The organism is Calidithermus roseus, from assembly GCF_003574095.1.
Taxonomy (GTDB): Bacteria; Deinococcota; Deinococci; order Deinococcales; family Thermaceae; genus Calidithermus; species Calidithermus roseus.
This window is the reverse complement of record NZ_QWLA01000028.1, coordinates 14,309-38,899: the sequence shown is the minus strand read 5'-3', so window position 1 is coordinate 38,899 and position 24,591 is coordinate 14,309. Positions and strand designations below refer to the sequence as shown.

At 64.3% G+C, this 24,591-nt stretch carries 41 protein-coding genes; 37 read left to right on the top strand and 4 right to left on the bottom strand.

The window, feature by feature from the left end; genetic code table 11:
* The 33 genes from Mrose_RS08755 to trmB all read left to right on the top strand — a co-directional run.
* Positions 1-126 (top strand): EF-Tu C-terminal domain-related protein (locus Mrose_RS08755; protein ID WP_476695779.1); only part of this gene is annotated, 126 nt, incomplete at its 5' end.
* Positions 127-138: 12 nt separating this feature from the next.
* A complete protein-coding gene (gene rpsJ, locus Mrose_RS08750; RefSeq protein WP_018466910.1) occupies positions 139-456 on the top strand; it encodes a 30S ribosomal protein S10 in 318 nt (105 codons plus the stop codon).
* Complete coding sequence (rplC, locus tag Mrose_RS08745) at positions 453-1,088, top strand: 50S ribosomal protein L3 (protein WP_119277426.1); 636 nt, start codon at positions 453-455, stop codon at positions 1,086-1,088. The genes rpsJ and rplC overlap by 4 nt, the downstream gene beginning before the upstream one ends.
* A gap of 18 nt (positions 1,089-1,106) precedes the next feature.
* Positions 1,107-1,739 carry a 50S ribosomal protein L4 gene (gene rplD, locus Mrose_RS08740; protein WP_119277424.1) on the top strand — a complete coding sequence of 211 codons (633 nt, stop codon included), beginning with the start codon at positions 1,107-1,109 and terminating at the stop codon, positions 1,737-1,739.
* The gene (locus tag Mrose_RS08735; RefSeq protein ID WP_018466907.1) at positions 1,736-2,026 is read left to right on the top strand and encodes a 50S ribosomal protein L23; all 291 of its coding nucleotides are present in this window, start codon (positions 1,736-1,738) and stop codon (positions 2,024-2,026) included. The genes rplD and Mrose_RS08735 overlap by 4 nt, the downstream gene beginning before the upstream one ends.
* Before the next feature lie 122 nt (positions 2,027-2,148).
* A complete protein-coding gene (rplB, locus tag Mrose_RS08730; protein WP_119277422.1) occupies positions 2,149-2,979 on the top strand; it encodes a 50S ribosomal protein L2 in 831 nt (276 codons plus the stop codon).
* Between the two features lie 38 nt (positions 2,980-3,017).
* Positions 3,018-3,296, top strand: a complete 279-nt coding sequence (gene rpsS / locus Mrose_RS08725; RefSeq protein WP_119277420.1) for a 30S ribosomal protein S19 — start codon at positions 3,018-3,020, stop codon at positions 3,294-3,296.
* A 53-nt stretch (positions 3,297-3,349) separates the two neighbouring features.
* Entirely contained in the window at positions 3,350-3,691 is a 342-nt protein-coding gene (gene rplV, locus Mrose_RS08720) for a 50S ribosomal protein L22 (RefSeq protein WP_119277418.1), read from the top strand.
* Positions 3,681-4,445, top strand: coding sequence for a 30S ribosomal protein S3 (gene rpsC, locus Mrose_RS08715; protein WP_119277416.1), 765 nt, complete (start codon positions 3,681-3,683; stop codon positions 4,443-4,445). The genes rplV and rpsC overlap by 11 nt, the downstream gene beginning before the upstream one ends.
* 3 nt (positions 4,446-4,448) lie before the next feature.
* On the top strand, positions 4,449-4,874 hold the full coding sequence (gene rplP / locus Mrose_RS08710; RefSeq protein WP_119277414.1) for a 50S ribosomal protein L16: 426 nt from the start codon (positions 4,449-4,451) through the stop codon (positions 4,872-4,874).
* The gene (gene rpmC / locus Mrose_RS08705; protein ID WP_119277412.1) at positions 4,852-5,049 is read left to right on the top strand and encodes a 50S ribosomal protein L29; all 198 of its coding nucleotides are present in this window, start codon (positions 4,852-4,854) and stop codon (positions 5,047-5,049) included. Before rplP ends, rpmC begins: the two co-directional genes overlap by 23 nt.
* Positions 5,050-5,185: 136 nt before the next feature.
* Entirely contained in the window at positions 5,186-5,479 is a 294-nt protein-coding gene (rpsQ, locus tag Mrose_RS08700; protein WP_119277410.1) for a 30S ribosomal protein S17, read from the top strand.
* Complete coding sequence (gene rplN / locus Mrose_RS08695; RefSeq protein WP_018466899.1) at positions 5,476-5,844, top strand: 50S ribosomal protein L14; 369 nt, start codon at positions 5,476-5,478, stop codon at positions 5,842-5,844. The genes rpsQ and rplN overlap by 4 nt, the downstream gene beginning before the upstream one ends.
* A complete protein-coding gene (gene rplX, locus Mrose_RS08690) occupies positions 5,844-6,233 on the top strand; it encodes a 50S ribosomal protein L24 (protein WP_119277408.1) in 390 nt (129 codons plus the stop codon). The genes rplN and rplX overlap by 1 nt, the downstream gene beginning before the upstream one ends.
* 1 nt (position 6,234) lies before the next feature.
* On the top strand, positions 6,235-6,783 hold the full coding sequence (gene rplE, locus Mrose_RS08685) for a 50S ribosomal protein L5 (RefSeq protein WP_119277406.1): 549 nt from the start codon (positions 6,235-6,237) through the stop codon (positions 6,781-6,783).
* A gap of 18 nt (positions 6,784-6,801) precedes the next feature.
* Positions 6,802-7,071 carry a 30S ribosomal protein S14 gene (rpsN, locus tag Mrose_RS08680; protein ID WP_018466896.1) on the top strand — a complete coding sequence of 90 codons (270 nt, stop codon included), beginning with the start codon at positions 6,802-6,804 and terminating at the stop codon, positions 7,069-7,071.
* 169 nt (positions 7,072-7,240) lie between these two features.
* The gene (gene rpsH / locus Mrose_RS08675; RefSeq protein WP_119277404.1) at positions 7,241-7,636 is read left to right on the top strand and encodes a 30S ribosomal protein S8; all 396 of its coding nucleotides are present in this window, start codon (positions 7,241-7,243) and stop codon (positions 7,634-7,636) included.
* 106 nt (positions 7,637-7,742) lie between these two features.
* A complete protein-coding gene (rplF, locus tag Mrose_RS08670) occupies positions 7,743-8,282 on the top strand; it encodes a 50S ribosomal protein L6 (RefSeq protein WP_119277402.1) in 540 nt (179 codons plus the stop codon).
* A gap of 12 nt (positions 8,283-8,294) precedes the next feature.
* Positions 8,295-8,633: a 50S ribosomal protein L18 gene (rplR, locus tag Mrose_RS08665; protein WP_018466893.1), complete on the top strand. Its 339-nt coding sequence runs from the start codon at positions 8,295-8,297 to the stop codon at positions 8,631-8,633.
* 23 nt (positions 8,634-8,656) lie between these two features.
* The gene (rpsE, locus tag Mrose_RS08660; RefSeq protein WP_027892152.1) at positions 8,657-9,130 is read left to right on the top strand and encodes a 30S ribosomal protein S5; all 474 of its coding nucleotides are present in this window, start codon (positions 8,657-8,659) and stop codon (positions 9,128-9,130) included.
* Complete coding sequence (gene rpmD, locus Mrose_RS08655; protein ID WP_018466891.1) at positions 9,130-9,309, top strand: 50S ribosomal protein L30; 180 nt, start codon at positions 9,130-9,132, stop codon at positions 9,307-9,309. Before rpsE ends, rpmD begins: the two co-directional genes overlap by 1 nt.
* The gene (rplO, locus tag Mrose_RS08650; protein ID WP_119277398.1) at positions 9,309-9,785 is read left to right on the top strand and encodes a 50S ribosomal protein L15; all 477 of its coding nucleotides are present in this window, start codon (positions 9,309-9,311) and stop codon (positions 9,783-9,785) included. The genes rpmD and rplO overlap by 1 nt, the downstream gene beginning before the upstream one ends.
* A gap of 1 nt (position 9,786) precedes the next feature.
* A complete protein-coding gene (secY, locus tag Mrose_RS08645; protein ID WP_119277396.1) occupies positions 9,787-11,112 on the top strand; it encodes a preprotein translocase subunit SecY in 1,326 nt (441 codons plus the stop codon).
* Positions 11,113-11,189: 77 nt separating this feature from the next.
* Positions 11,190-11,765 carry an adenylate kinase gene (locus Mrose_RS08640; protein ID WP_119277435.1) on the top strand — a complete coding sequence of 192 codons (576 nt, stop codon included), beginning with the start codon at positions 11,190-11,192 and terminating at the stop codon, positions 11,763-11,765.
* A gap of 9 nt (positions 11,766-11,774) precedes the next feature.
* Entirely contained in the window at positions 11,775-12,548 is a 774-nt protein-coding gene (gene map, locus Mrose_RS08635; protein ID WP_119277394.1) for a type I methionyl aminopeptidase, read from the top strand.
* Positions 12,549-12,571: 23 nt separating this feature from the next.
* Positions 12,572-12,790: a translation initiation factor IF-1 gene (gene infA, locus Mrose_RS08630; protein ID WP_119277392.1), complete on the top strand. Its 219-nt coding sequence runs from the start codon at positions 12,572-12,574 to the stop codon at positions 12,788-12,790.
* Between the two features lie 18 nt (positions 12,791-12,808).
* A complete protein-coding gene (gene rpmJ, locus Mrose_RS08625) occupies positions 12,809-12,922 on the top strand; it encodes a 50S ribosomal protein L36 (RefSeq protein ID WP_027892158.1) in 114 nt (37 codons plus the stop codon).
* Between the two features lie 14 nt (positions 12,923-12,936).
* Positions 12,937-13,317 carry a 30S ribosomal protein S13 gene (gene rpsM / locus Mrose_RS08620; RefSeq protein WP_119277391.1) on the top strand — a complete coding sequence of 127 codons (381 nt, stop codon included), beginning with the start codon at positions 12,937-12,939 and terminating at the stop codon, positions 13,315-13,317.
* A gap of 218 nt (positions 13,318-13,535) precedes the next feature.
* A complete protein-coding gene (gene rpsK / locus Mrose_RS08615) occupies positions 13,536-13,931 on the top strand; it encodes a 30S ribosomal protein S11 (protein WP_119277389.1) in 396 nt (131 codons plus the stop codon).
* 14 nt (positions 13,932-13,945) lie between these two features.
* Complete coding sequence (gene rpsD / locus Mrose_RS08610) at positions 13,946-14,563, top strand: 30S ribosomal protein S4 (RefSeq protein WP_119277387.1); 618 nt, start codon at positions 13,946-13,948, stop codon at positions 14,561-14,563.
* Positions 14,564-14,604: 41 nt separating this feature from the next.
* Complete coding sequence (locus tag Mrose_RS08605; RefSeq protein WP_119277385.1) at positions 14,605-15,579, top strand: DNA-directed RNA polymerase subunit alpha; 975 nt, start codon at positions 14,605-14,607, stop codon at positions 15,577-15,579.
* A gap of 11 nt (positions 15,580-15,590) precedes the next feature.
* Positions 15,591-16,070, top strand: coding sequence for a bL17 family ribosomal protein (locus Mrose_RS08600; RefSeq protein ID WP_119277383.1), 480 nt, complete (start codon positions 15,591-15,593; stop codon positions 16,068-16,070).
* Between the two features lie 82 nt (positions 16,071-16,152).
* Positions 16,153-17,088 (top strand): tRNA (guanine(46)-N(7))-methyltransferase TrmB, encoded by a 936-nt coding sequence (gene trmB, locus Mrose_RS08595; protein ID WP_182482741.1) that lies wholly within the window; start codon positions 16,153-16,155, stop codon positions 17,086-17,088.
* 144 nt (positions 17,089-17,232) lie between these two features.
* On the opposite strand, the gene Mrose_RS08590 is transcribed toward trmB, so the two are convergent.
* The 3 genes from Mrose_RS08590 to Mrose_RS08580 are packed head-to-tail and all read right to left on the bottom strand — an operon-like array spanning position 17,233 to position 19,416.
* Positions 17,233-18,402, bottom strand: a complete 1,170-nt coding sequence (locus Mrose_RS08590; protein ID WP_119277381.1) for a MalY/PatB family protein — start codon at positions 18,400-18,402, stop codon at positions 17,233-17,235.
* A 16-nt stretch (positions 18,403-18,418) separates the two neighbouring features.
* Positions 18,419-19,009 carry a GNAT family N-acetyltransferase gene (locus Mrose_RS08585; RefSeq protein WP_119277380.1) on the bottom strand — a complete coding sequence of 197 codons (591 nt, stop codon included), beginning with the start codon at positions 19,007-19,009 and terminating at the stop codon, positions 18,419-18,421.
* Positions 19,006-19,416 (bottom strand): ketosteroid isomerase-related protein, encoded by a 411-nt coding sequence (locus Mrose_RS08580; RefSeq protein ID WP_119277378.1) that lies wholly within the window; start codon positions 19,414-19,416, stop codon positions 19,006-19,008. The genes Mrose_RS08585 and Mrose_RS08580 overlap by 4 nt, the downstream gene beginning before the upstream one ends.
* Positions 19,417-19,479: 63 nt before the next feature.
* Here Mrose_RS08580 and Mrose_RS08575 point away from each other — a divergent pair, with 63 nt between their 5' ends.
* The 4 genes from Mrose_RS08575 to Mrose_RS08560 all read left to right on the top strand — a co-directional run bounded on the left by Mrose_RS08575 (position 19,480) and on the right by Mrose_RS08560 (position 23,766).
* The gene (locus tag Mrose_RS08575) at positions 19,480-20,436 is read left to right on the top strand and encodes a prohibitin family protein (RefSeq protein ID WP_119277376.1); all 957 of its coding nucleotides are present in this window, start codon (positions 19,480-19,482) and stop codon (positions 20,434-20,436) included.
* A gap of 241 nt (positions 20,437-20,677) precedes the next feature.
* Positions 20,678-21,940, top strand: coding sequence for an extracellular solute-binding protein (locus tag Mrose_RS08570; RefSeq protein ID WP_245969744.1), 1,263 nt, complete (start codon positions 20,678-20,680; stop codon positions 21,938-21,940).
* 102 nt (positions 21,941-22,042) lie between these two features.
* Positions 22,043-22,948, top strand: a complete 906-nt coding sequence (locus Mrose_RS08565) for a carbohydrate ABC transporter permease (RefSeq protein ID WP_119277374.1) — start codon at positions 22,043-22,045, stop codon at positions 22,946-22,948.
* Between the two features lie 2 nt (positions 22,949-22,950).
* Positions 22,951-23,766, top strand: coding sequence for a carbohydrate ABC transporter permease (locus Mrose_RS08560; protein WP_182482738.1), 816 nt, complete (start codon positions 22,951-22,953; stop codon positions 23,764-23,766).
* Between the two features lie 56 nt (positions 23,767-23,822).
* Here the strand turns inward: Mrose_RS08560 and Mrose_RS08555 are convergent, their stop codons facing one another.
* On the bottom strand, positions 23,823-24,590 hold the full coding sequence (locus Mrose_RS08555; protein ID WP_182482737.1) for a glutaminyl-peptide cyclotransferase: 768 nt from the start codon (positions 24,588-24,590) through the stop codon (positions 23,823-23,825).
* Between the last annotated feature and the right edge of the window lies 1 nt (position 24,591).

Here is a 24,591-nt window from a genome sequence, read left to right as displayed (position 1 = left end):
GGGGACAACGTGACCTTCACCGTCGAACTCATCAAGCCCATCGCCATGGAGGAGGGACTGCGCTTCGCCATCCGCGAGGGTGGCCGCACCGTCGGTGCCGGAGTCGTCGCCAAGATCCTCGAGTAAAGGAGGCCCTGAATGCCAAAGATTCGTATCAAGCTACGGGGCTTCGACCACAAGAGCCTGGATGCCTCGGCGGCCAAGATCGTGGAGACGGTCCGCCGCACCGGGGCTCAGGTGGCTGGTCCGGTGCCCCTGCCCACGCGGGTTCGCCGCTTCACCGTGCTGCGCGGCCCGTTCAAGCATAAAGACAGCCGCGAGCACTTTGAGCTGCGCACCCACAACCGCCTGGTTGACATCTCCGACCCCAACCGCAAGACCATCGAGAGCCTCCAGAGCCTCGACCTGCCCACTGGGGTGGAGATCGAAATGAAGATTCTGGGGGGTGGACGGTGAAAGGCATCCTGGGAACCAAGGTCGGCATGACCCAGGTCTGGAAGAACGACAAGGCTGTGCCGGTGACGGTGATCCTGGCTGGGCCGTGCCCCGTGGTGCAGCGACGCACCGTCGAGAAGGACGGTTACGAGGCGGTACAGCTTGGCTTCCAACCCAAGAAAGCCCAGAGGGTCAACAAACCCATGAAAGGCCACTTCGCCAAGGCTGGTGTCGAGCCCGTGCGCTATCTGCGCGAACTGCGCGGCTTCAACCCGGAGGGGGACACCGTGACCGTGGCGATCTTCCAGCCGGGCGAAAAGGTCGATGTCAGCGGTACTTCCAAGGGGCGTGGATTCACTGGTGTGATGAAGCGCTGGAACTTCGCCGGCGGCAACATGACCCACGGTGCCCACAAGGTACACCGCCACCCCGGCTCCATCGGCAACCGCAAGACCCCGGGCCGCGTCTACAAGGGTAAGAAGATGGCCGGTCACTACGGTGCCGAGCGCGTCACGGTGCAGAACCTCGAGGTCGTGGACGTGATCCCCGAGGAGAACCTGATCCTGGTCAAGGGGGCTATCCCCGGCGCCAACGGCAACCTGGTGATGGTGCGCGAGACCAGCCGCCGCCCGGCGGCCAAGCGGAAGGCCTGAGGGAAGGAGCGATAGCAGATGTATAACCTCACGGTTCTTTCCGCCAAGGGCAGGCGCGAACTTCAGGTAGCGCTGCCCGAGAAGATCAATCCTCACGTGCTCTACGAGGTAGTGCGCTGGCAACTGGCCTCGCGCCGCCGGGGCACCGCCTCCACCAAGACCCGTGGCGAGGTCGCCTTCACCGGCAAGAAGCCCTACTCCCAAAAGCACACCGGGCGCGCCCGCCACGGTGACGCCGGGGCGCCCATCTTCGTGGGCGGTGGCACGGTGTTTGGCCCCAAGCCCCGCGACTACAGCTACACCTTGCCCAAGAAGGTGCGCCGCCTGGGCCTTTCCATGGCCCTGGCCGACCGGGCCAAGGAGGGCAGGCTGTTCATCGCCGAGGCTTTCGAGGGCGTCAACGGCAAGACCAAGGAGTTCGTGGCTTGGTTGAAGACCAACGGCCTGGAGGGCTCGAGCGTGCTGCTGGTGACTGCTGATGAGAAAGTAGCCCGCGCGGCCCGCAACCTGCCCGAGGTGCGGGTGCTGGCCCCAGCCGGGCTCAACGTTTACGACATCCTGCGCCAGGAGACTTTGATACTGGACATGACCGCTTGGGAAGCGGTGCAAAGCCGCCTGTCCGCGCCAGCTGCCAGCGGAGGTGAGGCATGAAGACCGCCTTCGACGTGATCCTCAAGCCCGTGCTCTCCGAAAAGGCTTACGCCAAGTTCGCCGAGGGCACCTACACCTTCTTGGTGGCTCCCACCGCCACCAAGACCGAGATCAAGAACGCCGTGGAAGCTGCGTTCAAGGTCAAGGTGGTGCGGGTCAACGTGCAGAACTACGAGGGTAAGGCCGCTCGCTTAGGCCGTTTCGTGGGCAAGAAGGCCGATCGCAAGAAAGCCATCGTCACGGTGGCGGCTGGACAGAAGATCGAAGCCCTGGAGGGCTTGATCTAAGGGCCCAATGCCTCGAGACCGAGCGTCGCGGCTCAAGCTCACTACGAGCCGCACGATGAAGGGGCAAGGAAGCACTTGGGATCAGAGCGACTCGGTTAGCTCGTATCAAGTGAGGTAGAAGAATGGCAGTCAAGAAATTTCGTCCTTACACCCCGTCGCGCCGCTTCATGACGGTGGCGGATTTCTCCGACATCACCAAGACCAAGCCGGAGAAAAGCCTCACCGCCCCCCTCAAGAAGACCGGCGGGCGCAACAACCAGGGCCGCATCACCAGCCGCTTCCGTGGCGGCGGGCACAAGCGCCTGTACCGCATCATCGACTTCCGCCGCCGCGACAAGGCCAACATTCCGGCCAAAGTGGCCGCCATCGAGTACGACCCCAACCGTACCGCCCGCATCGCCTTGCTGCACTACAAGGATGGCGAGAAGCGCTACATCCTGGCCCCCGACGGCCTGGCGGTGGGTTCGGAAGTGATGTGCGGCCCCGAAGCCCTGATTCAGCCTGGCAATGCCCTGCCGCTGCGCTTCATCCCGGTTGGTACCGTGATCCACGCCGTCGAACTCGAGCCCGGCAAGGGGGCCAAGATGGCCCGTAGCGCAGGCACCAGCGTGCAGGTCCAGGGCCGCGAAGGTGACTACGTGATCCTGCGCCTCCCCTCCGGTGAGCTGCGCAAGGTGCACGCTGAGAGCTATGCCACCATCGGCACCGTCTCCAACGCCGACCACAAGAACATCGTGCTGGGCAAGGCGGGCCGCACCCGCCACAAGGGCCGCAAGGGCCACGTGCGCGGTACGGTGATGAACCCCGTGGATCACCCCCACGGCGGTGGTGAAGGCCGTGCGCCCAGGGGCCGTCCCCCGGTGTCGCCCTGGGGTCAGCAGGCCAAAGGTCTCAAGACCCGCAAGAAGAAGAAGCCCTCCAGCGCCCTCATCGTTGCCCGGCGCAAGAAATAAAGCTTTCCGTGCCGCCATCGGCACGAGTAGGAGAAACTATGCCGCGTAGCATGAAAAAAGGGGTTTTCGTCGACGCCCACCTCATCGACAAGGTGGAGGCGATGAACGCCAAGGGTGAGAAGCGGGTGCTCAAGACCTGGAGCCGCCGCAGCACCATCGTCCCCGAGATGATCGGCCACACCCTGGCGGTGTACAACGGCAAGCAGCACGTCCCGGTGTACATCACCGAGCAGATGGTAGGGCACAAGCTGGGCGAGTTCGCCCCCACCCGCACCTACCGTGGGCACGGAAAGGACACCAAGGCCACCAAGAAGTGAGTCCGCCACCCTCCGGCTCTAGCGGAGGGGCGACCGAAGGGAGAATGCACGGAATGGAAGCTAAAGCCATCGCTCGCTACATCCGCATGTCACCCCGCAAGGCCCGCCTGGTGGTGGACCTGATCCGGGGCAAGGGTGTGGACGAGGCCAGGGCCATCCTCAAGTACACCAACAAGCGGGCGGTTGAGCCCGTGGTGAAGGTACTCGAGTCGGCTGCGGCCAATGCCATCAACAACTACGACATGCTCGAGGACCAACTGGTGGTCAAGGCCGCCTACGTGGACGAGGGGCCCGCGCTCAAGCGCGTGCTGCCCAGGGCCCGCGGGCAGGCCCACATCATCAAGAAGCGCACCAGCCACATCACCATCGTCGTGGGGGAGAAAGATGGGAAATAAGATCAACCCCGTGGGCTTGCGCCTGGGTATCACCCGCGAGTTCGAGTCGCGCTGGTACGCCGGCAAGAAAGCCTATGCCAAGACCATCGTCGAGGATCGCCAGATCCGCGATCAGATCGAGAGAGAGCTCCGGCCCGCTGGCCTGGCCCGCATCGACATCGAGCGCGCCGCCGACAACATCGCCGTCACCGTTTACGCCGCCAAGCCCGGCGTGGTGATCGGTCGCGGCGGGGAGACCATCAAGCGCCTGCGCGAGAGCCTGCAGAAGCGCTTCCCCGGCAAGACCCTGGCCCTCAACGTTCAAGAGGTGGGCAACCCCAACCTCTCCGCGCCGCTGGTGGCCCAGCGCGTGGCCGAACAGATCGAGCGGCGCTTCGCCGTGCGCCGCAGCATCAAGCAGGCTGTGCAGCGGGTGCGTGAGAGCGGGGCCCAGGGGGCTAAGATCGTGGTCTCGGGCCGCATCGGCGGGGCCGAGCAGGCCCGCGTGGAGTGGGCCGCCGAAGGCCGCGTGCCCCTGCACACCCTGCGGGCCAACATCGACTACGGCACCGCCCGGGCCGAGACCACCTACGGCTCGCTGGGCGTGAAGGCCTACGTCTTCATGGGCGAGGTCATCGGCGGCAAGAAGGTTGGTGCGGTTGCTGCTCAGGCTCCCCGCCCCGCCGCACCCAAGCGCGAGCGCGAGGAGGGCCGCCCCCGTCGTCGTTCGGCTGTGCGCCGCAGCGGGGGTGGCAGCCGGGAAGGTGGTGAATAAGCCATGTTGATGCCCAAGCGCATGAAGTACCGCAAGGCCCACCGGGGGCGCATGACCGGTGCCGCCAAGGGGGGCGATTACGTGGCCTTTGGCGAGTGGGGCCTGGTGACCCTCGAGCCTGGCTGGATCAGCGCCCAGCAGATCGAAGCTGCCCGCGTGGCCATGGTGCGCCACTTCCGCCGTGGTGGGAAGATCTTCATCCGTATCTTCCCCGACAAACCCTTTACCAAGAAGCCGCTGGAAGTCCGCATGGGTAAGGGTAAGGGTAACGTCGAGGGGTACGTGGCCGTGGTCAAGCCTGGCCGGGTGATGTTCGAGGTGGCGGGTGTGACCGAGGAGCAGGCCCGCGAGGCCCTGCGCCTGGCCGGGCACAAACTCCCCGTCCTGACGAAGGTGGTGAGACGCGATGCCTACGATGAAGCTCAGTGAGATGCGCAAGCTCTCGGTGGCCGAGTTGCAGAAGGAGGTGACGGCCCGGAAGAAAGAGCTCATGGAGCTGCGCTTCCAGGCCTCCATCGGCCAACTCGACAAGAACCACCGCGTGCGCGAGACCAAGCGCGAGATTGCCCGGCTCCTCACCGTCTTGACGGAGAAACAAAAATAGCCCTCTGCCCCCGCCAGGCGGGGGCAGAGCAAGCCCTTGGCGAGCGGGCAGCGTTGCTGTATACTCGCCCTTTGGACTGCTTGAGCCCCGTAGCGTGTGCGGCCTGTGGCTTTTGAAATAAAGGAGAAGATTGAGGATGCCGAAGAAAAGCCTGACCGGTGTGGTGGTCAGCGACAAGATGCAAAAGACGGTCGCTGTCCTGGTGGAGCGCCAGTTCCCCCACCCCCTTTATGGCAAGGTGATCAAGCGCTCTAAAAAGTACCTCGCCCACGACGAGAAGGGTGAGTACAAGCTGGGCGACGTGGTCGAGATCAGGGAGTCTCGCCCGATGTCGGCCAGAAAGCGCTTCACCGTAGTGAGAAAGGTCGAGGAAGGCCGGATGGACCTGATCGAGCGTTACCTGCTTCGCAAGGAGCGTGGTAAAGCATGATCCAGAACGAAACCGTACTCGACGTAGCCGACAACACCGGAGCCCGCAAGATCGCGGCCATTCGCATCATGGGGGGTTCCAATCGCAAGTACGCCAGCGTGGGCGACATCATCGTGGCTTCGGTCAAGGAGGCTATCCCACGCGGCATGGTCAAGGAGGGCGAGGTGGTCAAGGCCGTGGTGGTGCGCACCGCCAAGGAGATCCGCCGCGCCGATGGCAGCACCATCCGTTTCGACACCAACGCCGCCGTGATCATCAACAACCAGAATGAGCCTCGCGGCACGCGTGTCTTCGGCCCCGTCGCCCGCGAACTGCGCGAGCGCGGCTTCATGAAGATCGTCTCCTTGGCCCCCGAGGTGCTGTGATGGAAAAGGCCAAGCTTCACGTCAAGAAGGGAGACACCGTCTTGGTGATCTCCGGCAGCAAGGACCGCACCGACCCTAAGACCGGCGAGGTCAAGCCCGGCATCAAGGGCAAGACCGGCAAGGTGCTTGCGGTCAACCCCAAGGATCAGACCGTGGTGGTGGAGGGGCTCAACATCATCAAGCGCGCCGTGCGCCCCAACCCCCGCAATCCCCAGGGCGGCTTCGTGGAGAAGGAGGGCCCGCTGCACGTCTCCAAGGTGATGCCGGTCTGCCCCAACTGCGGCAAGCCCACCCGCGTGCGCAAGAAGGAAGTCACCGAGGGTGGCAAGACCCGCCGTATCCGCGTGTGCGTGCACTGCGGTGGTGCCTTGGACACGAAGGAGAAGTGAGATGGCGCTCGAGGTATATCTGCGCAACAAATACAAGACCGAAGTCGTCCCCGAGCTGATGAAGCGCTTCGGGTACGACAACGTGATGGCGGTTCCCCGCCTGGTGAAAGTCGTGGTCAACCAGGCGCTGGGCGAGGCCAAGGAAGACAGCCGCATCCTGGAGAAGGCGGGGCAGGAACTGGCCCTCATCACCGGTCAGAAGCCGGCCATCACCCGGGCTAAGAAGTCGATCTCCAACTTCAAGCTGCGCCAGGGGATGCCCATCGGTTTGCGGGTGACCCTGCGGGGTGACCGCATGTGGATCTTCCTCGAGAAGCTCCTCACCGTCGGCCTGCCCCGCATCCGTGACTTCCGCGGCATCAACCCGAGCGGCTTCGACGGGCGCGGCAACTACAACCTGGGGCTGCGCGAGCAGGCGATCTTTCCCGAGATCACCTTCGACATGGTCGACGCCGTACGGGGGATGGACATCGCCGTGGTGACGACGGCCAAGACCGACGAGGAAGCGCGGGCTTTGCTCGAGCTGCTGGGCTTCCCGTTCCGCAAGTAAGAGGGGGGAGGTGAGTCAATGGCGAAGAAATCGCAAGTCGAGAAGATGAAGCGCAAGCAGAAGACCATTGCCAAGTACGCCGCCAAGCGGGCTGCCCTCAAGGCCGCCGGGGACTGGGCCGCGCTGGCCGAGCTGCCCCGCGACGCCAGTCCTACCCGCCACAAGAACCGCTGTGTGTTCACCGGGCGGGCGAAGGGCTACGTGCGCTACTTCGGTATCAGCCGCATCCAGCTTCGGGAGATGGCCCACAAGGGGTTGCTGCCCGGCGTGAAGAAGGCAAGCTGGTAGAGGTGGCCTGGCCGGTCGGAGAGTTTGCTCCGAGACCGCAGGTTGGCCTGAGCCCACGGGCCGGGAGGAGTTCCCCAAGTCGCACGGTTGAGCACAAAGGGCTCAAGACCTGACTTCCGCGGTGAACCCCAAAGCCAAGCCCTGCTCGGGGTGTAAGAGGAGAGTAAGAATGTACAGCGACCCAATTGCCGACATGTTGACCCGGATCCGTAACGGTCTGATGGTCCACAAGGAGAGCGTGGAGGTACCGGCTTCGAAGTTCAAGGAGCGGATTGCCGAGCTTCTGGTGCGCGAAGGCTACCTCAAGGGCCTCGAGCGCATCGAAGTCGATGGCAAGCCCTTCCTGCGCCTGACCCTCAAGTACGGCCCCCGCCGTGAGAAGGTCATCCAGCACATCCAGCGCGTCAGCCGCCCCGGTCGGCGCGTCTACGTCAACGCGGAGAACGTGCCCGTGGTGCGCCGGGGTCTGGGCACGGCCATCATTTCTACTTCCAAGGGTGTGCTCGTAGACCGCGAAGCCCGCAGGCTGGGCGTGGGCGGCGAGGTCATTTGTGAGGTGTGGTAATCGAGACCCCAAACAAGCAGATTTGGGGCCGGCCCGAAGTTGACACCAACTGCCGAACGAGATCATCGCACTTGTTCGAGGGCCCCTAGAAGGAGAAATAAAAACCATGTCTCGAATTGGTAAACAAGCCATCCCCCTGCCCAAGGGCGTGACCGTGGAAGTGGCCTACGCCAGCGTCAAGGTCAAGGGCCCCAAGGGCGAAAACAACGTGGCCGTGGACCCCGACCTCAAGGTGAAGGTCGAGGACGGCAGCGTCAAGGTCGAGCGCCCCACCGACCAGCGCCGCCACAAGAGCCTGCACGGCCTCACCCGCACCCTCATCGCCAACGCCGTCAAGGGCGTGGCCGAGGGCTACAGCCGCGAGATGCTGATCAAGGGCATCGGTTACCGCGCCAAGCTCACGGGCAAGAACCTCGAGCTCACCGTCGGCTACAGCCACCCCGTGATCGTCGAGCCCCCTCAGGGCATCACCTTCGAGGTGCCCGAGCCCACCAAGGTCGTCATCAGGGGTATCGACAAGCAACTCGTGGGCCAGACCGCGGCCAACCTGCGCTCGATCCGCAAGCCCAGCGCCTACCACGAGAAGGGCATCTACTACGCCGACGAGCCCATCAAGCTCAAGCCCGGCAAGACCGGCACCAAGTAAGGAGGATGAGCCATGTCCAAACTCTCTTCTGCTGATCGCCGCAAATTCCGCGTGCGCAATGCGGTCAAGGCTTCCGGACGGCTCCGCCTGTCGGTCTTCCGCAGCCTCAAGCACATCTACGCCCAGATCATCGACGACTCCAAGGGCGTGACCCTGGCCGCGGCCTCGAGCAAGGCCCTGGGCCTGTCGGGCAACAAGACCGAAGTCGCCAGGAAGGTTGGCGAGGCCATCGCCAAGGCCGCCAAGGAAAAAGGCATCACCCAGGTGGTCTTCGACCGGGGAGCCTACAAGTATCACGGGCGTGTCAAGGCCCTGGCCGACGGAGCCCGCGAGGGCGGATTGGAATTCTAGATCAGCCTCCGAAGGAGCAAAGAATGCCCGAGACCGATTTCGAAGAAAAGATGATCGTGGTGCGCCGCACCGCTAAAACCTACCAGGGTGGTCGCCGCTTCCGCTTTGGGGCTTTGGTCGTGGTGGGTGACCGCCAGGGGCGGGTGGGCCTGGGCCTGGGCAAGGCCAAGGAAGTGCCCATCGCCGTGCAGAAGGCTCAGAACTACGCTCGCCGCTCGCTCGTCGAGGTGCCCCTGCAAGGCGGCACCATCCCCCACGAGATCCAGGTGACCCACGGCTCCTCGACCATCCTGCTGCGCCCGGCGGCCCCTGGCACCGGCGTGATCGCGGGCATGGTGCCCCGCGCCATCCTCGAGCTCGCCGGCGTCACCGACGTGCTCACCAAGGAGCTGGGCTCGCGCAACCCCGTTAACATCGCCTACGCCACCATGGAGGCGTTGCGCCAGCTGCAGACCTGGCAGGACGTCAAGCGCCTGCGCAAGGAGGAGGTGGCCTGATGGCGATCCGCGTCAAGCTGACCAAGAGCCCCATCGGTTACCCCAAGGACCAGAAAGCCGCCCTCAAGGCCCTGGGCCTGACCAAGATGCACCGCGTGCGCGAGCTGGCCGACAACCCCGCCATTCGCGGCCAGATCGCCAAGGTGGCCCATCTGGTGACCATCGTGGAGGACAAATAATGAAACTTTCCGACCTGCGCCCTAACGAAGGGGCCAACAAGCGCAAGAAGCGCGTGGCCCGTGGCCCCGGCTCGGGTCACGGCAAGACCGCCGGGCGCGGCCACAAAGGCCAGAAGTCCCGTTCGGGCGGCCTGAAGAACTCCAACCGCTTCGAGGGCGGGCGCTCGACCTTGCTCATGCGGTTGCCCAAGCGTGGCATGAGCGGTCAGGTGCCCGGCGAGATCAAGCGCGTGGAGTACCAGGTAGTCAACGTCGGCGCCATTGCCAAGGCCTTCACCCAGGGTGAAGTCACCCCCGAGGCCCTGGCCGACGCCGGGCTGGTGCGCCCGGGCTACCCGGTGAAGGTGCTCGCTAACGGCGAGATTGGCGCTGCCCTGAAGGTGACGGCCCACAAGTTCTCCGCTGCTGCGGCTGAGAAGATCAAGGCTGCTGGCGGCGAGGTTATTGCCCTCGAGGGCAGCGGCGAGGGAGCCTAATATGCTCCGGGCTTTTCGGGATGCCCTCTTCATCCCCGAGCTTCGCGCCCGGATCATCTTCACCTTGATGGTGCTGGCGGCCTACCGCCTGTGCGCCTTCATCCCCACCCCCGGCGTGGACTACACCAAAATCAAGGAGTACCTGGGCACCCAGGCCGGGGGGGCGCTGGGCATCATCAACCTCTTCTCGGGCTCCAACTTCGAGCAGTTCTCCATCTTCGCGCTGGGCATCATGCCCTACATCACCGCCTCGATCATCATGAACCTGCTGGTCACGGTGGTGCCGGCGCTCGAGAAGCTGCAGAAGGAGGGCGAGGAGGGCCGCCGCATCATCAACCGCTACACCCGCTATGCGGGCGTGGGGCTGGGGGGCGTGCAGGCCCTGTTTCTCTCCACCGCCTTCCTCTCCTCCAACAACGGGCAGTTCCTGCTGCCGGGCTGGGAGCCGGGCTTCTTCTTCCACTTCATCGTGGTGGTGACCCAGGTAGCGGGCATCGCCCTGGTGCTGTGGATGGCCGAGCGCATCACCGAGTACGGGGTGGGCAACGGCACCAGCATGATCATCTTCGCCGGGATCGTGGCCGGGTGGCCGCTGCGCATTGCCCAGACCGCCGGCCTAGTGGGGGCGGGGCAGTCCAACCTCATCGCGCTGCTCTTCTTCATCGCTTTCCTGGTGATCGCCTTCGCCTTCATGGCTACCATCACCCAGGCCGAGCGCCGCATCCCCGTGCAGTACGCCCGTAAGCAGGTAGGACGGCGGGTGTACGGTGGGCAGGCGACCTACATCCCGGTCAAGGTCAACGCGGCGGGAGTCATCCCCATCGTCTTCGCCGCGGCGCTCTTGCAGGTGCCCATCTTCATCGCCGGCTCGCTCACCCAGAGCCAGGTAGCCCAGTCCATCGCCCACTTCTTCAACCCCTCCAACCTCTCCGGGCTCATCATCGAGGTGCTGCTGGTCTTCGGCTTCACCTACATCTACACCGCCGTGCAGTTCGACCCCCGGCGCATCGCCGAGAACCTGCGCGAGTATGGTGGCTTCATCCCCGGCATTCGGCCGGGGGATCCCACGGTCAAGTTCCTCGAGCACATCGTCTCCCGCCTGACGTTGTGGGGGGCGCTGTTCCTGGCGGCGGTGGCGGCCATCCCCACCTTGGTGCTGCAGGCCACGGGTTTCAGCCTCGTAGCCTTCTCGGGGATCAGCTTGTTGATCGTGGTGGGTGTGGCGCTAGATACCCTGCGCCAGATCGAGTCGCAGCTCATGCTGCGCAACTACGAAGGCTTCTTGTCCAAAGGCCGCATCCGCGGTCGCACCGGCACGCGCTTTTGAGCCATCCAGGGCTCCGGGCCTGGCTTGAGGCTTTGGCGATACTGGAGGCGGTGCACTCTTTTGGGGGAATGTTCACTATGGGCGAAGCGGTTATCTTCCTGGGACCGCCTGGGGCTGGAAAAGGCACCCAGGCCAAACGTCTGGCTGCTGAGAGGGGCTACCGCCAGCTTTCCACTGGCGACATCCTGCGCAGCCACATCGCCCGCGGCACCGAGCTGGGGCAGAAGGTCAGGCCGATCCTGGACCGGGGCGACCTGGTGCCCGACGAGCTGATCCTCGAGCTGGTGAAGGAAGAGATCGCCGCTATGCCCACGCCCCGGATCATCTTCGATGGCTTCCCACGTACCTATGCCCAGGCCGAAGCTCTAGACCGCCTGCTGGAGGAACTGGGGGTCGAGCTGCGGGGCGTGCTGCTGGTGGACGTGCCGCGCGAGGAACTCATCCAGCGGTTGCTGGGCCGTGCCCAGGCCGAGGGCCGCTCCGACGACAACGAGGAGACCATCCGCAAGCGCCTGGCCGTCTACGCGGAGAAGACCCAGCCGCTGGTGGACTACTACGCCCGCACCGGCAGCCTCAAGGCCATCGACGGCCTAGGCTCCATGGACGAGGTCTACAGCCGCATCCAGTCGGCCCTGAACCACGATTTGCACTGAAGGAGACACGTGGCGATCGTCATCAAAAGCCCCTGGGAACTCGAGCGCATGGCCGAGACCGGCCGTCTGCACACCGAGATCTTCGCCGAACTCGAGCCTCTGATCCGCCCTGGCGTGAGTACTCTGGAGCTCGAGCACTTCGTGGTCAGGGCCATCAAGGCCCGTGGCGGCGTGGCCCCCCAGATGGGCTACCAGGGCTCTTATCCCTTCGCCACCTGCATGTCGCTCAACGAGGTGGTGGTACACGGCTTCCCCGACAAGCGCTTGCTCAAGGAAGGGGACGTGCTCAAGGTGGACTTTGCCTTCACCTACCAGGGCTTCACCACCGACATGGCCCGCACCTACGCCATCGGTAAGGTCTCGCCCGAGGCCGAGAGGCTCATCCGGATCACCGAGGAAGCCTTCTGGAGGGGGTTGGAGGTCATGAAGGCGGGCAACCGCACCGGCGACGTGGCCGCTACCGTGCAAGAGTTCGTCGAGGGGCACGGCCTGTGGGTGGTGCGTGAGATGGTGGGGCACGGGGTGGGCCGCTCGATGCACGAAGACCCTCAGGTGCCCAACTTTGGCAAAGCCGGGCAGGGCCCCAAGCTGCGTCCAGGCATGACCCTGGCTTTCGAGCCAATGGTTACGCTTTTCCCCGCCAAGGTGGTAATATTGGAGGATGGTTGGACGGCCAGCGCGGGCAAGGGCAACCTGGCCGCCCACTACGAAAACACGGTAGCGATCACCGAAGCCGGCCCAAGACTCCTCACCGGGAGTCCGAGGTCGGTTGCGGTACGCTGAAGAGTGAGGGGAAGGAGAAGCGCTTGGCCAAGGACAAAGACACGATTCGGATGGAAGGGGTCATCTCGGAGGCCCTGCCCAACACCACCTTTCGGGTGAAGCTCGACAGCGGCCCAGAAATCCTGTGCTACATTTCAGGCAAGATGCGCATGAACTACATCCGCATCCTGCCGGGTGACCGGGTGGTGGTGGAGGTCACCCCCTACGACCCGAGCCGGGGCAGGATCGTCTACAGGAAGTAGCTTGCGAAGGAGACAAGCATGAAGGTCAGAGCGTCGGTGAAGAAAATCTGCGACAAGTGCAAGATCGTGAAGCGTCACGGTCGGGTATTCGTGATCTGTGAAGAACCCAAGCACAAACAGCGGCAAGGATAAAGGAGAGAAAAGGAATGGCTCGTATCGCAGGCGTCGAAATCCCCCGCAACAAGCGCGTGGACATCGCCCTCACCTACATCTACGGGGTGGGTCCGCACCGGGCTAAGGAAGCCCTCGAGGCCACCCAGGTAGACCCCTCGGTGCGGGTGAAGGACCTCAGCGAAGCCGATGTGGCCAAGCTGCGGGAGCACATCGAAAACAACTACAAGACCGAGGGCGAGCTGCGCGCTGAGGTGGCGGCCAACATCAAGCGCCTCATGGACATCGGCTGCTACCGTGGCCTGCGCCACCGTCGCGGCCTGCCTGTGCGTGGCCAGCGCACCCGCACCAACGCTCGTACCCGCAAGGGCCCGCGCAAGACCGTAGCCGGCAAGAAGAAGGCCCCCCGCAAGTAAGCGTCAGGGCTTCTGAGACCCGTTTTGGGTTTTGGGAGCGAGGCAACTAGGAAGTACAAAGCTGGAATGAAGTCCCACTTTGGGCCAGCAGAGACTCCTGACTAGCGTTGAGCCCCCGGTTTTGGGGTTTCCGTTCAGAGCGCGACCAGGCGCACCCAAGTCGCAACAGCCTCCGGCGGAACGAAGCTTCGCTCAACGTGGGTGCAACCGAGGAGAGTATGGCCGCACCGAAGAAGGCAAGCAAGAAGAAAGTCAAGCGTCACGTGACCAGTGGGCGGGCGTTCATCCACGCCTCCTACAACAACACCATCGTCACCATCACCGACGCCGACGGCAACCCCGTGACCTGGTCGTCGGGCGGGGTGATCGGTTACAAGGGCAGCCGCAAGGGCACTCCCTACGCCGCCCAGCTCGCCGCCATGGACGCCGCCAAGAAGGCCCAGAGCTTTGGCATGACCAGCGTGGACGTGGTGGTGCGGGGCACCGGCGCGGGCCGCGAGCAGGCTATCCGCGCCCTGCAGGCTTCGGGGATTCAGGTCCGCTCCATCGTCGACGACACCCCCACCCCCCACAACGGCTGCCGTCCGCGCAAGAAATTCCGCAAGATCGCCTAAGGAGTGATTGAACGATGGGTCGTTACGCAGGTCCTGTTGTCAAAGTCGCCCGTCGGCTGGGCATCAATATAGCCGAGACCGAGAAGGTCCAGAAATACCTCGACCGCCGCCCCTACTCGCCCGGCCAGCACGGGCAGAAGAAAACCCGCCGCCCCTCCGACTACGCCGTGCGCCTGCGCGAGAAGCAGAAGCTGCGCTTTATCTACGAGGTCGGCGAGCGGCAGTTCCGCAACCTCTTCGAGGAGGCCAGCCGCAAGAAGGGCGTGACCGGCACGGTTTTCCTCCAGCTCCTCGAGTCGCGCCTCGATAACGTCGTCTTCCGCATGGGCATCGCCTCCACCCGCCGCCAGGCCCGCCAGTTCGTGCGCCACGGCCACATCCTGGTCAACGGTCAGAAGGTGGACCTGCCCGGCTACCGCGTCAAGCAGGGCGACGAGATCGCCGTGAGCGAGAAGGGCAAGAAGCTGGCCTTCATCCAGGCCAACGTCGAGCGCTTCAAGGGCCGTAAGTCCTTCCCCTGGCTGGAGTTCAACCCCGAGACCATGAAGGGCCGCTTCCTGCGGGTGCCCGAGCGCGAGGCCCTATCCATTCCGGTCAACGAGCAGCTCGTGATCGAGTTCTACTCGAGGTAGCCGATAGCCGAGCTATCCGCGCCTCCCAAGGAGGTCTGATCTTGGAAAGCACAAAGACCAAGGCTCCGGTGTTCAACGCCCGGATCGAGGGGAATTACGGCGAGTTCGTGCTCGAGCCCCTGGAGCGGGGTTTTGGCGTGACCATCGGCAACCCGCTGCGCCGCATTCTGCTGTCTTCGATTCCCGGCACCGCCGTGACCAGCGTTTACATTGAGGACGTTCTGCACGAGTTCTCCACCATCAACGGGGTCAAGGAAGACGTCGTACAGATCATCCTCAACCTCAAGGAACTGGTGGTTAAGTTCCACGCCCCCGGCACCAAGACCCTCACCCTGCGTGCCCAGGGCCCCAAGGAGGTCTATGCCCGCGACCTCGAGGTGCCCTCCGACGCCGAGATCATCAACCCCGACCTCTACATCGCCACGCTGAGTGCTGGGGCTAAGTTGGTGCTGGAAGTGCGGGTGGACGAGGGGGTGGGCTACGTGCCTGCCGAGCGCCACGGCATCAAGGACCGCATCTCCTCGATCCCCGTAGACGCGCACTACTCACCCGTCAAGCGCGTGGCCTACCAGGTTGAAGACACCCGCCTGGGCCAGCGCACCGACCTAGACAAACTCACCCTGCGGGTGTGGACCGACGGTTCGGTTTCCCCCATGGAGGTGCTCCAGCAGGCGGTGAGTATTCTGCGTGATCAGCTCAGCTTCTTCGATCAGTCCCCGGTGATCAGGGCCCAGGAAAAGCCAGCGGCCTCGCTGAGCAGCCCTGTCTTCACCACCCCTTCCCGCGAAGTTGGCAGCCCCGGCAAACCCGCCGTGCCCTCCACCGGCCTGACCCTCGACGAGCTGGGCCTCACCACCCGCGTGTTGCACAATCTCAAGGAAGAAGGCATCGAGTCGGTAGAGAGCCTGCTGGCCCTGTCCGAACGCGAACTCAAGAAAGTGCCCGGCATCGGTGACCGCAGCCTCGACGAGATCAAGGCTGTGCTGATGCAGCACGGGCTAGAGCTCAGAGAGTAGGAGTTTAGAACATGCGCCACCTCAAGTCTGGACGAAAGTTGAACCGCAGCTCGTCGCATCGCGTGGCCCTGGCCCGCAACCAGGCCAAGGCGCTGCTCGAGCACGGTCGCATCACCACCACCATCCCCAAGGCCAAGGAACTCGTCGGCTTCGTGGATGGCCTCATCAACACGGCCAAGAAGGCCCCCACCCTCAGCGTGCCCGAGGGCGTGCGCTTCACCAAGCCCCTCGACAAGGACGGCAAGCCCCGTCCCCTGAAGGAAGGCGAGCGCATGGCCACCCCCGAGGAACTCAAGGCCGTCTCCCGGCGCAACCACCTGCGCCGCCTGCTGCTGCGCGACCTGCACGACCCCAAGCTCGTGCGCAAGCTCTTCGAGGAGATCGCCCCCAAGTACGCCTCCCGCCCGGGTGGCTACACCCGCGTGCTCAAGCTGGCCGAGCGCCGCCGGGGTGACGGCACCCAGCTCGCGCTCGTCGAGCTGGTGGACTGATCCGCCCAGCGCTGACCGTCCGACCTCCAACGCCGAAGGCCAAAAACCTTTGGCGTTTTTTCGGCACGAAGGTGAACGCGTGTTGCTGCTGCGTCCTGGAACCCTGAATTTTCCCCTTTCTCCCGCCGAAGTCTGGGGCCGGGAAGGGGAGCTGGTGCTCGAGGTCGGCCACGGCGATGGCCGCTTCACCGCCGAGATCGCCCGGCGCAACCCCGAGTGGAACATCCTGGGCGTGGAGATCTCGGCGGCCAGCGTGACCCGCGCCCTCAAGCGGTTGCGGCGGGAGAACATCGCCAGTGTGCGGCTGTATCACGGCCAGGCGAGCTTCGCCCTGCGCAACTTCATCCCCCCGCGCGGCCTGAGCCGGGTCTACGTCAACTTCCCCGACCCCTGGCCCAAGACCAAGCACGAGGACAACCGCCTGCTGCAGCGTAGCTTCTTCCGCAGGCTCTCGACCCGGCTCGAGCACGGCGGCACCCTGCTCCTGACCACCGACCACGAGGAATACTGGAAGTTCGCCCAGGCCGAGGCCCGTGCCAGCGGTCTCTTCGCCGTCGAAACCCCGCCCCCGCCTGAACACCATTTGCAGACCAAATACGCCCTGAAGTGGAAGGAACAGGGTCGCAGCTTCTACCACGCGGTCTTCACCAAGACCGGCGAAGACCCCGAACCCTGGCCCCTGCTCGAGAGGTTTGAAATGGCCCACGCCCTGATGGAGGGCACCCTGCCCGAACTCACGTCCTTCGACAAACAGGTCATCCGCTTCGACGGCGGCACGGCAGTGCTGCTGGAGGCCGCGCGCGACCTCGGCGGCGGCTACTTCTTCCTCACCCACCTCGAGGAAGAAGACCTCACCCAGGACGTGTTGCTCGAGGCCCGCCCCAGCACCCACGGCCTGTACGTGGGCATCAGCCGCTTCGGGGCCCCGCTGGTGACAAAGGGCGTGCAGCAGGCGGTAGCCTGGCTGGTGGGCTGGCTCGAGGGGCAGGGGCTGAAGACGATTCAGCGGTCGTATTAAATCGCCCCACGGTGAGCGTAAGTGCGGGTTGAGGCTCTCATACGGGATTACCCGTGTTCACCGAGGCACTTAGACCTTGCGGAATTCGCAGATGGTCGATAGCTCATAGCCACTCACGTTTAGCGTCTTGCGCCGCGCGTTTTTCTACCGATCATCGACCATTGACGCTTTCAGCGCCCCTGCCAGGCGCTCCAACGCTTCCTGCAACAGGGGCCGGCTGGTGGCGAAGTTGAGCCGCAGGTAGCCCTTGAAGCCCTCCCCGAAGATCGCACCGTCGTTGAGGGCCACCTTGGCCTGCTCGAGTGCGAATTTATGAGGGTCCTCCAGGCCCAGCGCCCGGAAGTCCAGCCAGGCGAGGTAGGTGGCCTGGGGCGGAATGTACCCCACCTCGGGCAGTTTCTCGGCCAGGAAGCGGCTCAGAAAGTCGCGGTTGGCCTTGAGGTAGGCCAGCGTCTCCCGGAGCCAGGGTTGGCCGTGCTGCAAGGCCGCCAGCCAGGCCGCCATCGACAGCACGTTGGGGTGTCCACCCACGCCCTTGCTTACATTCTGCATGCGCTCCAGGATCGCCCTGTTGTGGCTGATGGCCACCCCGCCTCCCAGCCCGGCGGTGTTGAAGGCCTTGCAGGGGCCGGTGAGGGTGACGGTGCGCTGGGCGATTTCCTCGCAGAGCGAGGCGAAGGGGACGTGCTCTCCCTCGTAGATCAGGTCGGCCCACAGTTCGTCCACCATCACCCACAGGCGGTGCTCGAGGGCAAACTCGGCCAGCTTCTCCAGCTCGCTACGGGTGAACACCCGCCCGGTGGGGTTTTGCGGGTTGCACAGCATCAGCAAGCGGGTGGCCGGAGTGACCAGGCTCTCGAGATGCTCGAAGTCAATCTCCCACCCCGAAGCACCCGGCTGCATGGGGTTGGCTTTAGTCACCCGCCCGTAGTCGCTCAGCGCCAGCAGGAAGGGGTGATAGACCGGCACCTGGGTGATCACCTCCTCGCCCACGCTGCTCAGGGCCAGCACGCTGGCGTAGATGCCCGGCACCACGCTGCTGGTGAGCCACAGGTTCTCCCGCTGTAAGCCCTTGAGGCCCAGGCGCTCCTGCTTGGCGATGATCGCATCGAGCAACTCGGGGTCGCCTGCACCCTGCGGGTAGCCGATGCGCTTGGAAAGCCTGGCCTGAATGGCTTGCGCGATGGGCTCGGCGATGGGGTAGTCCATGTCGGCCACCCACAGGGGCAGCACGTCTTCAGGGAAAAGGCTCCACTTGACCGAGTGGGAGCCCCTGACTTCCTCGAGGTTGAGCTGGTCGAACGGGTGCGGCATGGGGATAGCTTATCGCTTAGTGAAAGTTCTTGACCCAAAACACCATCGGCTTGAGGCTTTCCTGCGCCTCGTCCAGGTCCTGCCAGCTGAAGTAGGTGATGAGGTCGGGGCGCTTGCGGTAGCCCTGACGCTCCCAGAAGGTGTCCAGCGGGCGGTAATCGGCGGGGCGGCGAGGGTGGTCGTCGGGGCGCAGCACCGCACAGAAGGTGGTGTTGGCGTAGCCCAGCGCCCTGGCCCTTGCCTCGCGCTGCCGGAAGAACTCGACCCCTAAGCCCCGGCCCCGGTAGGGGCGCTCGAGCACGCTCTCCCCGAAGTAGTACCACTCGCCAGCGTCCAGCCCAGCGCGCAGGAAGGGCTCCTGGAACTCCGCTTCGGCCTGTGAGAGGGGTAGGGCGGTGGAGGCTCCCACCACCCGGCCTTCGTCGCGCACCAGGACCAGGGTGCTCTGGGGGAGGTGTAGAAACTTCTCGAGGTAGCGCTGCTCGTACTCGAGGCTCCCCTGGTAGAGGTAGGGAAACTCACGGAACACCTCGATGCGCAGCCGGGCCAGTTCGGGGATGTAGGCTTCGATATCGCTTGCGCTGAGCACCTGAAGCTGCAGGCTCATCGGGACACCTGGGCAATCCAGTCTTTGAGGTTGTAGTGGTTGGAGACACGGGTGATTTTGCCGCCTTTGATCTCGAAGAAGGCCCCCACCCGCAGGGTGTACCTCTGGCCGCGGGCGGGAGGGAGGTTCCCGTCGGTCTGGAGGTACTCCCCCTCGAGCATGAACTCCGCGGCGGCGCGGCGCCCGTCGGTGCTGACCATGACGACGAGGTCGTAGACCCGCTCGCGGTAGCAGCGGTTCATGTGCTCGAGGAAGGCCCGGAAGGCTTTCTTTCCCCGCTCAGTGGCCCCCTGGCTGATCTCGTGGACCACGTCGTCGCTGAGGAGTTGGAGAAAGCCCTCGACGTCCCTGGCGTTGAAGCGGTCATAGTACACGCGCAGCAGCGTCTCGGCGGGAGTGTGGTTCACAGGAGTAGTTTATCTGGGCCAAAGCTTTCTGCTCCCGTATTCTGAGGGGCGAGGGAGGAAAACATGCTAACGCTCATCGGCATTGCCTTACTTGTCCTCGGAATCGTTTTGCTGGTCCAGCCTGGGCGGCGCAGCCTGGGCGGCGTGGTCGCTATCGTGGGCCTAGTAGTCGCCGTGTTGTCGCAGAGCTTCGTAGTGATTCCCGCCGGGCACGTGGGCGTGGTGTTCAACGTCTTCGGCGGGGTGCAGCCCACCCCGCTGGGCGAAGGCTTTCGCATCGTGATTCCCGGCATCCAGAACGTGGTGCTCTACGACGCGCGGCTCAAAGAGGTGACGCTGGCAGTGCCTACCCCCGGCACACGGCAGCCCGGTCCCAGCGAGGAGGCCATCACCGCCCGCAGCAAGGAGGGGTTGGAGATCGGGGTAGACGTGACGGTGCAGTACCGCATCAAGCGCGACGAGGCGGCGCTTTTGCACCGAAACGTGGGGCCGGGCTACGTCGATACCCTGGTGGTGCCCCAGATTCGCAGCAAGGTGCGTGACGCGGTGGGCCTGTTCAACGCCGCCGACCTCATCAGCACCCAGCGCACCCAGCTCGAGGCCGCCGTCACCCGCGAGCTCTCCGAGGACCTGGGGGCCCAGCACGTCGAGCTGGTCTCGGTCTTGCTGCGCCGCATCGACATTCCTCAATCGGTGGCCAAGGTCATCGAGGAGAAGCAGACTGCCGAACAGCAGGTCCAGGTCGCGGAGAATCGCCGCCGCCAGGCCGAGATCGACGCTCAACGGGCAGTGGTTCAGGCCAAGGGCGAACGCGACGCGGCCATCCTGAAGGCCGAAGGTGAAGCGCGGGCCATCCAGTTGCGCGGGGAGGCCCTGCGCCGCTCGCCCGAGGTCATCCAGCTCACCGTGGCCGAGAAGCTCGCGCCCGGCATCAACACCGTGCTCCTGCCCTCGGATGGCAACTACCTGCTCGACCTGCGCAACCTGCAGACGCTGAACCGGACGGCTCCGGCGCGGTGAGGTGGGTTGGTAGCCGATGGCCGGACGCCAGTCGTACGCCGAACGCGAGACGCAAGACGCTTTGGCCCTCGACAAGCCGTGAGCCACAAGCTAACGGCTGAGGGCTGGTGGCTTATCGTTTCCGGCTTCTGGCGCGTGTGCAATGTGAGGGAGTGTACTTGTGGCCTCGAGGGGCTGAGGCGGTAAACTGGGCACGCAGGTTTCGATCTAAAGCTTCTGGTTGTGCAAGGAGGAATCCCTCATGCTCAGATCCTTCGTTCGTGCTCGAGCGCTGTGGGTGGTCCTGGCGGCCTTTGCTCTGACGAGCGCCCAGGCCCAGGTGACCATCACCTACTGGCAGTACGATTTCAAGAGCAAGATCGAGGCCATCGACGAGCTGATCAAGCGCTTCGAGGCAGCCAACCCCGGCATCAAGGTCGTGCATCAGACCTTCCCCTACGATGCTTACCAGCAGAAGGTGGGTTCTTCCATCCCCGCAGGCCAGGGCCCCGACGTGGTCAACCTCTTCTACGGCTGGCTGCCTACCTGGGTCAAAGCCGGTTACCTGGTTCCGCTGCCGGAAAATCTGGTCAACCCCAAGCAGGTCGATAACGACTTCGTCAGCATGGCCCAGAGCGCCAAGATCGACGGCAAGTACTACGGCCTGCCCACCGCCGTGCGCAGCCTGGCGCTGTTTTACAACAAGGACCTCTTCCAGCAAGCGGGCATCGGCAAGCCTCCTAAAACCTGGGCCGAGTTCATCGAGGTCGGCAAGAAGCTCACCGTCAAGCAGGGCGACCGCTACACCCAGATCGGCTACGGCATCTCCCCCGACGGGCAGGACCACCACCTCGTGCGCGAGGTGCTTCTGCGCCAGATGGGCGGGCGACCCTACTCCGACGATGGGCGCAAGGTGCTCTTCGGGGGGCCTGAAGGGCTCAAGGCCTTCACCATGTACACCGACTGGGTCAAGAAGCATGGCATCGGCATCCCCAACTTCTTCCCCGGCAATAACGGCTACCGCGACGGCTTCATCGCCGGCAGGATCGGCATGATCATCGATGGCTCCTTCGCCATCGGCACCATCCGCAGCGGGGCCAAGTTCAACTGGGGCGTGGCCGAGCTGCCGGTGGAGAAGGTCGGGGGGCGCAAGGCCAACTTTGGCTCCTTCTGGCTGCACAGCATCACCCCTCTGGCCAAGGGGCCTAAGCTCGAGGCCAGCGTCAAGTTCCTCAACTTCATCACCTCGGCGGAGGCCCAGCGCTACTGGCTGGAGAAGGTGGGCGAGCTTCCCGCCCGCAAGGGCCTCATCAAAGACCCCAAGCTCTCGCTGGACCCCGTTTACGGTCCTTTCATCCTCAGCCTCTCCTACGCCAAGGCCACCCCCTTCGTCGACGAAGCCGCCCAGCGCACGGTGATCGTCAACGCCATCAACCGGGTGCTCTTGCAGAACGTGGACCCCGCCCAGTCCTGGAAGATGGCGATGGAGGAGGAGCAGAAGATCCTCGACAGCTTCTACAAGTAGCAGGAGCAGGGTTCAGGGGAACGGGGGAAGGGTGATGGGAAAGAGTCCTCCCCGACCTCGTTCCCCCTGAACCCTGATTTCCACGCATCCCCAAGCCCTCCTATGAAGCGATCCCGGCTCAGCCTGGCTACCCGCGAAGCTCTGTGGGCGTACGTTTTTCTGCTCCTTCCGCTGGCCTTCTTCCTGTTCATCCGCATCTGGCCCGCCTTCCAGGCGTTGTGGCTGTCGCTGTACGACTGGAACGCCGACCCCAGCAAGCGGGTTTTCGTGGGGCTCGAGCACTATGCCCAGATGGCCCAAGACCCTCTGGTCGCCCGCTCCTTGCGCAACACCCTGCTCTACACGCTCATCGGAGTGCCCGCTCAGTTGGTGTTGGGGCTGGGCATCGCCCTGCTGCTCAACGCGGTGACCCGCGAGCGGCTGCGCGACCTGTTCCGGGCGATCTACTTCGCGCCCTACGTGACCCCAGCGGTGGCGGTGGCCTGGGTGTTTAGCTGGATGCTCTCGGCTAACTTCGGCGTCGTCAACGAACTGCTGCGGGCCGCCGGGCTCCCGGCACAGGACTTTCTGCGCAACCCCAGCCTGGCCCTGCCCACCGTGGCGGGGGTGGTGGTCTGGCAGAACCTGGGCTTTCAGGTGGTGCTGTTCCTGGCGGGCTTGCAGAACATCCCCCGCGACTACTACGAAGCCGCCCGCATCGACGGGGCCGATGGGCGGCAGCTGTTCCGCCACATTACCCTGCCGCTGCTGAACCCGGTGATGGTGTTCTCGGCAGTCATCGGCACCATCGGCTTCCTGCAACTGTTTACCCAGGTGGTCAACCTCAGCTTCACCGACCAGGGCGGACCCCTCCACAGCACGCTCACGGTGGCGCTGTACATCTACCAGGTGGCCTTCGGGCGCTTCGACTTAGGCTACGCGGCGGCCATCACGGTGCTGCTGTTCGTGATCATCCTGAGCATTACCCTCATCCAACTGCGGCTGCTGTCGCGGAGGGTGGAGTACTAGCTGTGAACCGACGCCTTTCCTCCTTCTTCGTCTATGCCCTGCTTACGCTGGGTGCGCTGGCGATGGTCTTTCCCTTCGTCTGGATGTTTCTGACCTCGCTCAAGAGCTTCCAGGAGCTCTTCGAGCTGCGCTGGCTGCCGCGGGAGCCGACGCTCGAGAACTACCGCGAGGTGCTCTTTGGCACCCAGTTTCCCCGCTGGTTCCTCAACAGCCTGGTGGTGGCGAGCCTCACCACCGTCTCGGTGCTGTTCTTCGACAGCCTGGTGGGCTACACCCTGGCCAAGCTGCGCTTTCCCGGCAGGAACCTGATCTTCGTGCTGATCCTGGCCACGCTGATGGTGCCCACCGAGATGCTCGTCATCCCCTGGTACGTCATGAGCGTGGATTACGGCTGGGTCAACACCTTCTGGGGCATCCTGTTCCCCGGCCTCATCAGCGCCTTCGGCGTCTTCCTCATGCGCCAGTTCTTCGAGTCGCTGCCTACCGACCTGCTCGACGCGGGCCGCATCGACGGGTTGAGCGAGTTCGGGGTGTTCTGGCGGGTGGCCTTCCCGCTGGTGCGCCCGGCCCTGGCCGCGCTGGGCATCTTCACCTTCCTGGGCAACTGGAACGCCTTCTTGTGGCCTTTGATCATCATCCAGACTCCCGACATGCGCACGCTGCCCGTGGGAGTGGCGCTGTTCTCGGGCGAGGCGGGCACGGCCTGGCACCTGATCATGGCGGCCAGCAGCCTGGCGGTGATCCCGGTGCTCGTCGTGTTCTTCGTCTTCCAGCGCCAGATCATCGAGGGCGTGGTGCTGACCGGGGTCAAGGGGTGAGGATTTCACCGAGGGCTAAACCAAAAGCCATCGACTATCGGCTATGAGCTATAAGCTCACTTCACCAGCTCGATCTCGAACAAATAGGGCCACAACTTGCCCGTCACGAACAGCCGTTTGCCCTGCTCATCGTAGGCGATGCCGTTGAGCACGTCGGCCTTGGTGATGAGCATGGCGAGCCTGCTGAGGTCGAGCCAGGCTTCCACGTGACCATCCTTGGGATTGATGATGGCGATGCGGTTGGTCTGCCAGACGTTGGCGTAGATGAGGCCCTGAATGTACTCGAGCTCGTTCAGCCGCGTCACCGGCTCGCCCCCTGCCGTCACCTTGACGGTGCGGACGGGCTTGAGCGTCTTGGGGTCGAGGAAGAACAGCCGGTCGGTGCCGTCGCTCATGATGAGCTGGCTGCCGTCGTGGGTCAGGCCCCAGCCCTCGGTGGCATAGCTGAAGCTGCCGGTCTGCTTGAAGGTGGCGAGGTCGTAGATGAAGCCCTTTTTGCTCGTCCAGGTGAGCTGGTAAATCTTGCCGCCGAAGAGGGTGATGCCCTCGCCGAAATATTCAGGCGGGATGGGCTGGCGCTGGAGCACCTTACCGGTCTGGAGGTCCACCTTACGGATCTCCGAGCGCCCGTTGAGCCCGGTTCCCTCGTAGAGGAAGCCGTCGTGGTAGATGAGCCCCTGGGTGAAGGCGGCGGGGTCGTGTGGGTACATCTTGACCAGCTTGAAGCTGTAGGTGGGGATGGAGCCATTGCCCTCGTGGGCCGTCACGGAGGTCGAAGTCCCCAGGAGCAGGGCCAGGCTGGCGAGCAGGATCAGGCGGCGCATG